The organism is Streptomyces sp. NPDC001532, from assembly GCF_040298625.1.
Lineage (GTDB): Bacteria > Actinomycetota > Actinomycetes > Streptomycetales > Streptomycetaceae > Streptomyces.
Window position 1 is genome coordinate 91,902 of record NZ_JBEPAL010000005.1, and the last position, 12,169, is coordinate 104,070.

General features: G+C 71.1%; 11 protein-coding genes. 2 read left to right on the forward strand and 9 right to left on the reverse strand.

Annotation, left to right across the window (positions count from 1 at the left end; translation table 11 throughout):
- Positions 1 to 153 precede the first annotated feature (153 nt).
- Positions 154 to 636 (forward strand): phosphatase PAP2 family protein, encoded by a 483-nt coding sequence (locus ABT232_RS07205; RefSeq protein WP_351837086.1) that lies wholly within the window; start codon positions 154 to 156, stop codon positions 634 to 636.
- Here the strand turns inward: ABT232_RS07205 and ABT232_RS07210 are convergent.
- The 8 genes from ABT232_RS07210 to ABT232_RS07245 form a co-directional block, all read right to left on the reverse strand.
- The gene (locus ABT232_RS07210; protein WP_351837089.1) at positions 575 to 2,359 is read right to left on the reverse strand and encodes a chitinase; all 1,785 of its coding nucleotides are present in this window, start codon (positions 2,357 to 2,359) and stop codon (positions 575 to 577) included. The genes ABT232_RS07205 and ABT232_RS07210 overlap by 62 nt on opposite strands.
- 105 nt (positions 2,360 to 2,464) lie before the next feature.
- On the reverse strand, positions 2,465 to 2,917 hold the full coding sequence (locus ABT232_RS07215) for a hypothetical protein (RefSeq protein ID WP_351837092.1): 453 nt from the start codon (positions 2,915 to 2,917) through the stop codon (positions 2,465 to 2,467).
- A gap of 149 nt (positions 2,918 to 3,066) precedes the next feature.
- Positions 3,067 to 4,497: an NAD(P)/FAD-dependent oxidoreductase gene (locus ABT232_RS07220; RefSeq protein WP_351837095.1), complete on the reverse strand. Its 1,431-nt coding sequence runs from the start codon at positions 4,495 to 4,497 to the stop codon at positions 3,067 to 3,069.
- Positions 4,498 to 4,534: 37 nt separating this feature from the next.
- Positions 4,535 to 5,335, reverse strand: coding sequence for an ABC transporter permease (locus ABT232_RS07225; RefSeq protein ID WP_351837097.1), 801 nt, complete (start codon positions 5,333 to 5,335; stop codon positions 4,535 to 4,537).
- The gene (locus ABT232_RS07230; protein ID WP_351837099.1) at positions 5,336 to 6,265 is read right to left on the reverse strand and encodes an ABC transporter permease; all 930 of its coding nucleotides are present in this window, start codon (positions 6,263 to 6,265) and stop codon (positions 5,336 to 5,338) included.
- The gene (locus ABT232_RS07235; protein ID WP_450871629.1) at positions 6,265 to 7,413 is read right to left on the reverse strand and encodes an ABC transporter ATP-binding protein; all 1,149 of its coding nucleotides are present in this window, start codon (positions 7,411 to 7,413) and stop codon (positions 6,265 to 6,267) included. The genes ABT232_RS07230 and ABT232_RS07235 overlap by 1 nt, the downstream gene beginning before the upstream one ends.
- Positions 7,414 to 7,418: 5 nt before the next feature.
- A complete protein-coding gene (locus ABT232_RS07240; protein ID WP_351837105.1) occupies positions 7,419 to 8,663 on the reverse strand; it encodes an ABC transporter substrate-binding protein in 1,245 nt (414 codons plus the stop codon).
- Between the two features lie 54 nt (positions 8,664 to 8,717).
- A complete protein-coding gene (locus ABT232_RS07245) occupies positions 8,718 to 10,253 on the reverse strand; it encodes a gamma-aminobutyraldehyde dehydrogenase (protein ID WP_351837108.1) in 1,536 nt (511 codons plus the stop codon).
- A 190-nt stretch (positions 10,254 to 10,443) separates the two neighbouring features.
- Here ABT232_RS07245 and ybiA point away from each other — a divergent pair, with 190 nt between their 5' ends.
- Positions 10,444 to 11,049 carry a riboflavin biosynthesis intermediates N-glycosidase gene (ybiA, locus tag ABT232_RS07250; RefSeq protein WP_351837110.1) on the forward strand — a complete coding sequence of 202 codons (606 nt, stop codon included), beginning with the start codon at positions 10,444 to 10,446 and terminating at the stop codon, positions 11,047 to 11,049.
- Between the two features lie 24 nt (positions 11,050 to 11,073).
- Here the strand turns inward: ybiA and ABT232_RS07255 are convergent, their stop codons facing one another.
- On the reverse strand, positions 11,074 to 12,102 hold the full coding sequence (locus ABT232_RS07255) for a DUF4190 domain-containing protein (protein ID WP_351837113.1): 1,029 nt from the start codon (positions 12,100 to 12,102) through the stop codon (positions 11,074 to 11,076).
- Between the last annotated feature and the right edge of the window lie 67 nt (positions 12,103 to 12,169).

A 12,169-nucleotide genomic window follows, 5' to 3' on the forward strand; every position in this document is an offset into this window, starting at 1 on the left:
CTGCTGCCGCCGCTCTGCGCCGCCCTCTTCGCGCTGAGCACCTGGCAGGTCGTCTCCGACGGGCCGCTGCTGCGCCTGGACGAGCGGCTGAGCAGGGCGCTCGTCCGTCCGGACGGACTCTCCGGGTTCCTGGCCGACCTCGGGAGCGTGCCGGTGGCCGTCCCCGTGCTGGCGGTCGCGGCCGGGTACGCTGCCTGGCGGGCCCGCGTCAGCGGTACGGACCACTGGTGGCGGCCGGCCGTCGCCGCGGGCGTCCTCATGGCGCTCGTCCCCGCGTTCGTGGTCCCGGTCAAGGAGCTGACCGACCGCCCCGGCACCCCGGCCGTGCCGCCCGGCACCGGCTACTTCCCCTCCGGCCACACCGCCACCGCCGTCGTCGCCTACGGCTGCGCGGCCCTGCTCCTGCTGCCGTGGCTGCGGCGGGCCGCGGCCCGCCGCGCGGCGGTCGTGCTGTGCGCCCTGCTCAATCTCGGCGTGGGCCTCGGGCTGGTCCGGCACGGCTATCACTGGCCGCTGGACGTGGCGGCCAGCTGGTGCCTGGGCGCGGTCCTGCTGAGCCTCTACGCCGCCCTGTTCAGCCGAAGTAGCCGTCGAACGTCCGCTGGAACTCCCAGCCGCCGAACCGGTCCCAGTTGACCGACCAGGTCATCAGGCCGCGCAGGCCGGGCCAGGTGCCGTGGGTGGTGTACGAGCCGCAGTTCGCCTTTCTCGTCAGGCAGTCGAGGGTCTTGACCACCTCGGCCGGTGCCACGTACCCGTTGCCCGCGTTGGTGGTCGCCGGCATGCCGATCGCCACCTGCTCCGGGCGCAGCGGCGGGAAGACGTTGTTCGCGTCGCCCGCGACCGGGAAGCCGGTCAGCAGCATGTCGGTCATGGCGATGTGGAAGTCGGCGCCGCCCATGGAGTGGTACTGGTTGTCGAGGCCCATGATCGGCCCGCTGTTGTAGTCCTGGACGTGCAGCAGGGTCAGGTCGTCGCGCAGGGCGTGTATGACGGGCAGGTAGGCGCCCGCGCGCGGGTCCTGGCCGCCCCACTTGCCGGTGCCGTAGTACTGGTGGCCCAGCTGGACGAAGAAGGTCTCCGGCGCCATCGTCAGGACGAAGCCGTCGCCGTACTTCGCCTTCAGGGTCTTCAGGGCCGAGATCAGGTTCACGATCACCGGGGTCTTCGGGCTCCTGAAGTCGGTGTCGTCGGCGTTCAGGGAGAGGGAGTGGCCCTCGAAGTCGATGTCCAGGCCGTCCAGGCCGTACTCGTCGATGATCCTCGAGACGGAGGAGACGAAGGTGTCGCGGGCGGCGGTCGTGGTGAGCTGCACCTGGCCGTTCTGGCCGCCGATGGAGATCAGCACCTTCTTGCCGGCCGCCTGCTTGGCCTTGATCGCGCTCTTGAACTCGGCGTCCGACTCCACGTTCGGGCACTCGGTCACCGGGCAGCGGGTGAAGCGGATGTCGCCGGAGGTGACCGAGGTCGGCTCGCCGAAGGCCAGGTCGATGACGTCCCAGCTGTCGGGGACGTCGGCGAGCCGGGTGTAGCCGGAGCCGTTGGCGAAGGTGGCGTGCAGATAGCCGACGAGCGCGTGCGGCGGGAGGTCGGAGGGGCCGCCGCCGGAGCCGGGCGCGGTCGTCGCGGTGACCGTCGCCGAGCGCGCGGACTCGCCCGCGTCGTTGACGGCGGCGACCTGGAAGGCGTACGCCGTCGACGGGGTGAGACCGGTGACGGTGGCCGTGGTGCCGGTGGCCGTCTGGACTCTTGTGCCGTCGCGGTAGACGGCGTAGCCGGTGGCGCCGGTCACGGGTGACCAGGACAGGGCGACGGAGGAGGCGGTGACGGTGCCGGTCCGCAGGCCGGTCGGGGCGGCGGGCGGCTGGGCGGGGCCGGCGCCGGGGCCGGTCAGGGTGAGGTCGTCGGCGTGGTAGGCGCCGGTGCCGTACCAGCCGTGGGTGTAGACGGTGACCCGGGTGGTGGCGGGGCCGGTGCGGAAGGTGGTGGTGAGCTGCTGCCAGTCGGTGGCGGACTGGGTCCAGGCGGAGACGTCGGTGGTGCCGGTGCCGGACGCGCCGAGGTGGACGTAGGAGCCGCGGACATGGCCGGTGAGCGTGTAGGCCGAGTCCGGTTTCACGGTCACGGTCTGCGCGCAGCGCGCGTTGTCGCTGCCGGCCGGGGTGGCGCGCAGGGCGGAGCTGCCGCTGCGTACGGGTGAGCCGACCGTCGTGCCGGCCGTGCAGGTCCAGCCGTCGAGGCCGGCTTCGAAGCCTCCGTTGCGCAGCAGGTCCGCGTCGGCCGCACGGGCGGCCGACGTGAGCGCGGTCAGGCCGGACAGGGTCAGTGCCGCGGCGGTGAGCACGGCGAGCGGTCTCATCCGGTCCAGTGGTCGGGAGCGGTCCACAAGTGCCTCCGGGCATGGGGGAATTGGAGGGGTGGAGCGCTCACAACTTGGTCCAGACCAATCATCGTGTCAAGAGGGTCAGCGTTCCTCCTCCGTGGCCAGACCCGCCGCCGCCTCGTGCATCGCCAGCTCCAGCAGCGCCGGATCGGTGAGCGTGCCCGACCCGTCCGGCGGCACCAGCCAGCGCACCCCGCCGGTCGCCCGGCCCGGATACGGCACCACGATCCAGGTGCCGGCCCCGGCCGTACGGATGCCCGTGCCCAGCCAGCGCGCGGCCGTGCCCGGCGGCACCAGGAACCCCGTGCGGGCGTCGCCGAGGTCGGCGAGCACCGGACCGGTCCGGTCGAGGATGCGGGTGAGCACATCGAGCGTGCGCGGGCCCAGTGCGCCCGGCAGGATCAGCACGTCCCAGGCCTTGCCGGCCGGGAGCAGCGCGACCCCGAGGGGGTTGCGCTCCCACTCCCAGCGGCACGCCTCGGGATCCGGTGCGACGGATGCCAGCCACTCGACCGCCGTCTTCGCCCCAGTCATGGAAAAGACCTCCCTGGTTCTCTCGTGGACGCCGGTTGCGTCACGAGGGAGAGGGAGGTCCTCCGGTGTGCATTACGCGACTTCGCGCGCTTCTTTCAGGTGACCTGGATCACGCCGGCCGCCGTGGGCCCGGGCAAGGCTGTCAGCTGTCAGCTGTCGAAGCCCAGCCCCAGCCGGTCCATCGTCCGCAGCCACAGATTGCGCCGCCCGCCGTGCGAGTCCGCCCGGGCCAGCGACCACTTGGTGAGCGCGATACCGGTCCAGGCGAACGGCTCCGGCGGGAACGGCAGCGGCTTCTTGCGGACCATCTCCAGCTCGGTCCGCTCGGTGCGCTCACCCGCCAGCAGATCCAGCATCACCTCGGCGCCGAACCGGGTCGCGCCGACGCCCAGGCCGGTGTACCCGGCCGCGTACGCCACCTTGCCCTGGTGCGCGGTGCCGAAGAACGCCGAGAAGCGCGAGCAGGTGTCGATCGCGCCGCCCCAGGCGTGGGTGAAGCGGACGTCCTCCAGCTGCGGGAAGCAGGTGAAGAAGTGCCCGGCGAGCTTGGCGTAGGTCTCCGGGCGGTCGTCGTACTCGGCGCGCACCCGGCCGCCGTACGGGTAGATCGCGTCGTAGCCGCCCCACAGGATCCGGTTGTCGGCGGACAGCCGGAAGTAGTGGAACTGGTTGGCGCTGTCCCCGAGCCCCTGCCGGCCCTGCCAGCCGATCGCCGCGAGCTGTTCCGCCGTGAGCGGTTCGGTCATCAGGGCGTAGTCGTAGACCGGGACCGTGTAGGCCCGCACCCGCTTCACCAGGTTCGGGAAGATGTTGGTGCCGAGCGCCACCCGGCGGGCGCGGATCTGGCCGTAGGGGGTGCGTACGGCCATGCCCGCGCCGTAGGGCTTCAGCGTGAGCGCGGGCGTGTGCTCGTAGACGCGCACGCCGAGCCGCACACAGGCCCGCTTCAGGCCCCAGGCGAGCTTCGCGGGGTTCAGCATGGCCACGCCCCGCTTGTCCCAGAGGCCGGCCCGGAAGGTCGGCGAGTCGACCTGCGCGCGGACCGCGTCGGCGTCCAGGAACTCGACGCCGTCGGTGAGGCCGTGGCGGTCCATCTCCTCGTACCAGTCGCGCAGCTCTCGCGCCTGGTACGGCTCGGTGGCGACATCGATCTCGCCGGTGCGCTCGAAGTCGCAGTCGATGCCGTGCCGGGCGACCGCCTTCTCGATCTCGTCGAGATTGCGGGCGCCCAGCTCCTCCAGCCGGTGGATCTCGTCCGGCCAGCGGGCGAGCCCGTTGGGCAGACCGTGGGTGATCGAGGCGGCGCAGAAGCCGCCGTTGCGGCCCGAGGCGGCCCAGCCCACCTCGCGGCCCTCCAGCAGCACCACATCCCGCTGCGGGTCGCGCTCCTTGGCGACGAGCGCGGTCCACAGTCCGCTGTAGCCGCCGCCCACGACCAGCAGGTCGCAGGTCTCGGCGCCGGTGAGCGCGGGCTCGGGGTGGGGCTTGCCGGGGTCGTCCAGCCAGTAGGGCACCGGCTGGGCTTCGGAAAGAGACTTCGTCCAGTTCTTACTGCCACGACTCATGGCGCTTGGGGCCATGATTTCAACTCCCAACGGAATGCGTGTTACAGAGGGGTCAGGCCTTTTGCCGGTTACGGCGATTGCCGACGACCATCGAGACGAGAACGAGCAGCACGGCGATGACGAACATGGCCGTACCGATGACATTGATCTGCACGGGCGTTCCGCGCTGCGCCGAACCCCACACGAACATGGGGAAGGTGACGGTCGAGCCGGCGTTGAAATTGGTGATGATGAAATCGTCGAAGGAGAGCGCGAAGGCGAGCAGCGCGCCCGCGGCGATTCCGGGTGCCGCGATCGGCAGGGTGACCCTGAGGAAGGTCTGGAGCGGGCCGGCGTAGAGGTCCTGGGCGGCCTGCTCCAGCCTCGGGTCCATCGACATGACGCGCGCCTTGACGGCCGTCACGACGAAGCTGAGGCAGAACATGATGTGGGCGATGAGGATCGTCCAGAAGCCCAGCTGGACACCCATGTTGAGGAAGAGGGTCAGCAGCGAGGCCGCCATCACCACCTCGGGCATCGCCATGGGCAGGAAGATCAGCGAGCTGACGGCGCCCCGCGCGCGGAAGCGGTACCGCACCAGCGCGAAGGCGATCATCGTGCCCAGCGCGGTCGCGCCGAGCGTCGCCCAGAACGCGATCTGGAGGCTGAGCGAGAGCGAACCGCACAGATCGGCGACGCCGCACGGGTCGGTCCAGGCGTCCGTGGAGAACTTCTGCCACTCGTAGTTGAAGCGCCCCTTCGGATCGTTGAAGGAGAACACCGTCACCACGACGTTCGGCAGCAGCAGATAGCCGAGGGTGAACAGTCCCGCGATGACGACGAGACGGCGCTTGAGCCAGTTGACGAAGGCCATTTAAACCAGATCCTCCGTCCCGGACCTGCGGATGTAGAGCGTGACCATGATGAGGATCGCGAACATCAGGATGAACGAGAGGGCGGCGGCCGTCGGATAGTCCAGGATCCGCAGGAACTGCGACTGGATGACGTTGCCGATCATGCGGGTGTCGGTGGAGCCGAGCAGATCCGCGTTGACGTAGTCGCCGGCGGCCGGGATGAAGGTCAGCAGCGTGCCGGAGACGACACCCGGCATCGACAGCGGGAAGGTGACCTTGCGGAAGGTGGTGAAGGGCCGGGCGTACAGATCGCCCGCAGCCTCGTGCAGCCGGCCGTCGATCCGCTCCAGCGAGGTGTAGAGCGGCAGGATCATGAACGGCAGGAAGTTGTACGTCAGACCGCAGACCACCGCGAGCGGCGTGGCCAGCACCCGGTCCCCGGAGGTCATGCCGAGCCAGCTGGTGACGTCCAGGACGTGCAGCGAGTTCAGCGCCCCGACGACCGGCCCGCCGTCGGCGAGGATCGTCTTCCAGGCGAGGGTGCGGATCAGGAAGCTGGTGAAGAACGGCGCGATCACCAGGATCATGATCAGGTTCTTCCAGCGTCCCGCGCGGAAGGCGATCAGATACGCCAGCGGGTAGCCCAGCAGCAGACACAGGACCGTCGCGGCACCGGCGTACAGCACCGAGCGCAGGAACTGCGGCCAGTACTCGGACAGGGCGTCCCAGTAGGCGGCGAAGTGCCAGGTGACCTCGTAGCCCTCCTCCAGGGAGCCCGTCTGCACGGAGGTGGAGGCCTGGTAGACCATCGGCAGCGCGAAGAAGACCAGCAGCCAGAGGATGCCGGGCAGCAGCAGGAGGTACGGCGTCCAGCGGCCGCGGCGGCGCGGCGGCTTCTTCTCGGGTGCGGCCGGCGCCAGCGGCGGCGGCGCCTCGGTGAGCGTCGACATCAGGCCTCTTCCTCGACCTTCTCCACCCCGGCCGCGATGTCCTGGGCGGCGTCCAGGCCGAAGGTGTGGGCCGGGTTCCAATGCAGGACGACCTCCGCGCCGGGAACCAGACGGGCGTCGCGGTCGACGTTCTGGACGTAGACCGAGAGCGCGGCGCCGGCCGGGCTGTCGACGACGTACTGGGTGGAGACGCCGATGAAGCTGGCGTCGGCGATCCGGCCCGTGACCCGGTTGCGGCCGGCCGGGATCTCCCCGGCGTCGTCGGCGTGGGTGAGGGAGATCTTCTCCGGCCGTACGCCGACCAGGACCCGGCCGCCGGCGGTGCTCGGCGCCGAACATCGCGCCTCGGGCAGGACCAGCTTGCCGCCGCCGGCCCGCAGCACGATCTCGTCGCCGCTCGCGGTGTCCACCTCGGCCTCGATCAGGTTGGAGGTGCCGAGGAAGTTCGCGACGAAGGTGGTCCTCGGGTTCTCGTACAGGTCGGCGGGGGCGCCGAGCTGTTCGACGCGGCCGGCGTTCATCACCGCGACCGTGTCGGCCATCGTCATGGCCTCCTCCTGGTCGTGCGTGACGTGCACGAAGGTGATGCCGACCTCGGTCTGGATGCGCTTGAGCTCCAGCTGCATCTGGCGGCGCAGCTTCAGGTCCAGGGCGCCGAGCGGCTCGTCGAGCAGCAGCACCTTGGGGTGGTTGATCAGGGCGCGGGCGACCGCGACGCGCTGCTGCTGGCCGCCGGAGAGCTGGTGCGGCTTCTTGCGCGCGTGCTCGCCGAGCTGGACCAGCTCCAGCATGTCGTCGACCTGCTTCTTCACGCTCTTGATGCCGCGCCGGCGCAGACCGAAGGCGATGTTCTCGAAGATGTCGAGGTGCGGGAAGAGCGCGTAGGACTGGAAGACCGTGTTGACCGGCCGCTTGTACGGCGGCAGCCGGGTCACGTCCTGCTCGCCGAGGTGGACGGTGCCGGCGGTCGGCTCCTCCAGGCCCGCGATCATGCGCAGGGTGGTGGTCTTGCCGCAGCCGGAGGCGCCGAGCAGGGCGAAGAAGGAACCCTGCGGCACGGTCAGGTCGAGCGGGTGCACGGCCGTGAAGGAGCCGTAGGACTTGCTGATACCGGAGAGGCGGACGTCGCCGCTGTTGTCTGTCGTCATGGTCGTCACGCCCCTGTGAGCTTCGCGAACTTCTCTTCGTAGGCCGTCTCTTCCTTCGAACTCAGTGAGCGGAAGGCGCGAGACTTCGCGGCCATGGCCTTGTCGGGGAGGATCAGCGGGTTGTTCGCCGCGTCCTCGTCGAGCTTCGCCAGCTCGTCCTTCACCCCGTCGACGGGGCACACGTAGTTGATGTAGGCGGCGAGCTGGGCGGCCGGACCGGGCTCGTAGTAGTAGTCGATCAGCCGCTCGGCGTTGGTCTTGTGCCGGGCCTTGTTCGGCACCAGCAGGTTGTCCGTCGAGGTCATGTAACCGCTGTCGGGGATGACGAAGTCGACGTCCGGGCTGTCCGCCTTGAGCTGGACCACGTCACCGGCCCACGCGACACACGCCGCGAGGTCGCCCTTGGTGAGGTCCGAGGTGTAGTCGTTGCCGGTGAAGCGGCGGATCTGGCCCTTGTCGACGGCCTTCTGCATCCGGGCGATCGCCGCGTCGAAGTCGTCGTCGGTGAACTTCCCGGGATCCTTGCCCATGTCGAGCAGGGTCATGCCGACGCTGTCGCGCATCTCGGACAGGAAGCCGACCCGGCCCTTGAGCTTGGGGTTGTCGAGCAGGTCGGAGATCGACGTCACCTCGACGCCGTCCAGCGCCTTCTTGTTGTAGGCGATGACCGTGGAGATACCGGTCCACGGGTACGAGTACGCCCGTCCCGGGTCCCAGTCCGGGCTGCGGAACTGCTGGGACAGGTTGGCGTAGGCGGTCGGCAGGTTGGACGGGTCCAGTTTCTGCACCCACCCGAAGCGGATCAGCCGCGCGGCGAGCCAGTCGGTCACACAGATCAGATCGCGTCCGGTGGCCTGGCCGGCCGCCAGCTGCGGCTTGATCTTGCCGAAGAACTCGACGTTGTCGTTGATGTCCTCGGTGTACTCGACCGTGATGCCGGTCCGCTTCTTGAACGCGTCGAGCGTCGGGTGGTGCTTCTCGCTCTCGTCGACGTCCATGTACTCGGTCCAGTTGGAGAAGCTGACGGTCTTCTCCTTGGCCGAGTGGTCCTCGGACGAGACCCCGGAGGTCTTCGCCGCCGGCGGGATGCCGCAGGCGCTCAGCGCCCCGAGACCGCCGACCGCGAGCGCGCCGCCCGCGGAGGCGCGCAGCAGGGAACGGCGGCTGAGAGCGGCCCTGCCGCCCCGGAAGCTGCGCCGCATGGCGGCCACTTGGGCCGGGGACAGGCGGTCGGGCTCGTACTGCTCCATGCGCGTGGTGCCCTTTCGGGAGGTCGGTCGGCCGCGGGTCAGGCGGCCTGGGTGCTATCGGTCCCCGAAGACGGTGCGGTGCCAGTCCTTCTCGGCCACCGCGGTGTTGTCGAACATGACGTGCTTGATCTGCGTGTACTCCTCGAAGGAGTACACGGACATGTCCTTGCCGAAGCCGGACGCCTTGTAGCCGCCGTGCGGCATCTCGCTGATGATCGGGATGTGGTCGTTGACCCACACACAGCCCGCCTTGATCTCGCGGGTGGCCCGGTTCGCCCGGTAGACGTCCCGGCTCCACGCGGAGGCGGCGAGGCCGTACGGGGTGTCGTTGGCCAGCGCGATCCCCTCGTCGTCGCCGTCGAAGGGCAGGACCACCAGGACCGGCCCGAAGATCTCGGACTGGACGATCTCGCTGTCCTGGGGCGCGTCGGCGACCAGGGTCGGCCGGTAGTAGGCGCCGTTCTCCAGCTCGCCCTGCGGTGCCTCGCCACCGGTGACCACGCGCGCGTACGCCCGCGCCCGGTCGACGAACCCGGCGACGCGGTCCCGCTGGACGTGCGAGATCAGCGGGCCGAGGTCGGTGCCGTCGGCGAACGGGTCGCCGAGCCGGACGGTCTCCATCAGGGCGGCGGTCCGCTGGACGAACGCCTCGTACAGCGGGCGCTGGACGTACGCACGGGTGGCGGCCGTGCAGTCCTGGCCGGTGTTGATGAGCGAGCCCGCGACCGCGCCGTGCGCCGCCGCCTCCAGGTCGGCGTCGTCGAAGACGACGAACGGCGCCTTGCCGCCGAGCTCCAGGTGGAGCCGCTTGACGGTGGCGGTGGCGACCTCGGCGACCCGCTTGCCGACCGGGGTGGAGCCGGTGAAGGAGGTCATGGCCACGTCGGGGTGGCCGACCAGGTGCTCGCCGGCTTCCCGGCCGGTGCCGGTGACGATGTTGACGACACCGTCCGGGATGCCCGCGTCCCTCGCCGCCTCGGCGAAGAGCAGCGAGGTCAGCGGGGTGAGCTCGGCGGGCTTCAGGACGATGGTGTTGCCCGCGGCGATCGCCGGGAGGATCTTCCAGGCGGCCATCTGGAGGGGGTAGTTCCAGGGGGCGATCGAGCCGACGACGCCGATGGGCTCGCGGCGCACGTAGGAGGTGTGGTCGCCGGAGTACTCGCCCGCGGACTGGCCCTGGAGGTGCCGGGCGGCGCCCGCGAAGAACGCCGTGTTGTCGATGGTGCCCGGCACGTCGAACTCGCGGGTGAGCTTCAGCGGCTTGCCGCACTGGAGGGACTCCGCGCGGGCGAACTCCTCGGCGCGGTCCGCGAGGACGCCGGCGAGCCGGTGCAGCGCGTCGGAGCGCTCGCCGGGGGTGGCCCCGGCCCAGCCGGGGAAGGCGGCGCGGGCCGCGGCCACGGCCGCGTCGACGTCGTCGGTGCCGGCCAGGTCGTAGGTGAGGACCGCCTCGCCGGAGGCCGGGTCGACGACGGTGTGCGTACCGCCGGAAGTGCCCTTCGCCGGACGTCCGGCGATGAACTGCGCGCCGGCTGCGAAGCGTTCCTGTGCGGGGAATCGTTCCGGGGTGGTGGTGCCCGGGTTGTGCATGTCGCTCTCCTCCGCCGTAACCCCGCCGACCATGCGGTCCGAAAGGGTGGGTGGCGTAGCTCCAGCTCGATTTGAGTGCCGATCCTGACAGAGCAATGGCACTCCAACAAGTGATTCCGTTGTTGCCTTTTGGTTACGCGACGGAATCTGTCGACCAGGTGTCGAGCCGAGGGGAAAAACGGGGGACGGAATGTCAGTGGTGGGTGCGAGACTCGCGTGCATGGAGAAGATCGACTCGAGGGAAGCGCTGGTCAAGGAGGTGCGGGACGGCTCCCGGGTGAAGTATCTGCACTTCTGGGGACACCGCCCGCTGCCCGACGGACGGGTCGGGCCGAGCTGCCTGAGCCAGTGGTGGCCCTCCCCCTTCACGGTCGACGGAACGCGGTACGCGACGGCCGAGCACTGGATGATGGCCGGCAAGGCCCGCCTCTTCGGCGACGCGGAGGCGGAGCGGCGGGTGCTCGCGGCGGAGCACCCCGCGGCGGCGAAGAAGGCGGGGCGGCTGGTCAGGGGGTTCGACGAGGGTGTCTGGGAGCGGGAGCGGTTCGGCATCGTGGTCGAGGGGAGCGTCCGGAAGTTCGCCGCGCACCCGCAGTTGCGGGCGTTCCTGCTGAACACCGGGGAGCGGGTGCTGGTGGAGGCCAGTCCGGTGGACCGGGTGTGGGGCATCGGCCTCGCCGCGAACGACGACGGGGCGGCGGACCCGCGGCGGTGGCGCGGGCTGAACCTGCTGGGGTTCGCGCTGATGGAGGCGCGCGAGCGGCTGCGGCGGGGAGAACCCACCGGCTCCGCGTGACGCGCCCCGGGGCCGCGGCCCCGGTCAGGCCACGAACACCAGCACGCCCATGGTCACACCGAGGACGATCCCGGCGGCGCCGCAGATGATGCCGGCCAGCGCCTGACCGGGATTGGTGGCCTCGCCGCGGCCGGCCTTGCCGCGGCCGATCGCGCCGAAGATCACGCCCAGGACGCCGAGGACGATCGCGAGCGGCCACAGGCAGAAGACGATCGCCGCGAGGATGCCGAGCACGAGCCCGGCCGTCCCCATCCCGTTCGCCTCCACCGGAGGCATTCCGGGCCAGCCGTAGTAGCCCGGGGCGGCCGGGCCGTGAGCGGGCGGATAGCCGTACCCACCGGGATAGCCGTACGCCACCTGGCCGGGCCCGCCCGGAGCGATGGGCGGCGGCGGGACGGAGGCGTCCTGGGCGGGGGGCGCGAAGGGGTTGGCCTGCGCGGCGGGTCCGGGCGGGGCGAAGGGGTCGGCCGGGGCGGCCGCTCCCGGTGGGGCGAAGGGATTGGTCCGCGTAGCCGGCGGGGGGTACGGCGTGCTGTGGCTCGGCGGGGCACCCGGGCTCGGCGGAGCGGTCGGGGCGGCCCACCGGGCGGGGTGCCCGTCGGCCGGCAAGGAGGTGATCGTCTGCTGATCGTGCACCGAGGGCGGACCACCGGCGAGCGTGGCACCAGGACCACCGGCGGCGGGGGGCGCCCAGGGGTCGGCGTCGGAGGGTGCGGCGTCGGAGGGTGCGGGGGCCGGGGTCGGCGGGCCGGGCTGAGCGGGGGCCGGGGCGGGGCTGGCCGGCTGTCCGGGCTGATCGGGGGGGGGGGCGGGGGTCTGTCCGGGCTGAGCGGGAGCCGGTGTGGCGGTCCGTCCGGAGTCGGCCGCCTGCGACCGCTCCTTGCCCTCCTTCCCCAGCGAAACCTTCGGGCCGGTGCTCGGGCTCGGGCTCGGGCTCGGGGCCTGCTCCTGCGGCGGTGTCCAGGGAGTCTGCGTGGCGTCCTGGTTCGGGGGTGCGGCGCCGTGCTCGGCGTCGGCCTCCGGCGTCACCGGCGGCTGCGCGTCGTCGGACATGCGCGGATCCCCTCTGTTGTGCGTTCCGTCATGCTACGGCCACGGGCGGCGCGGAGTCCGGCGGGGC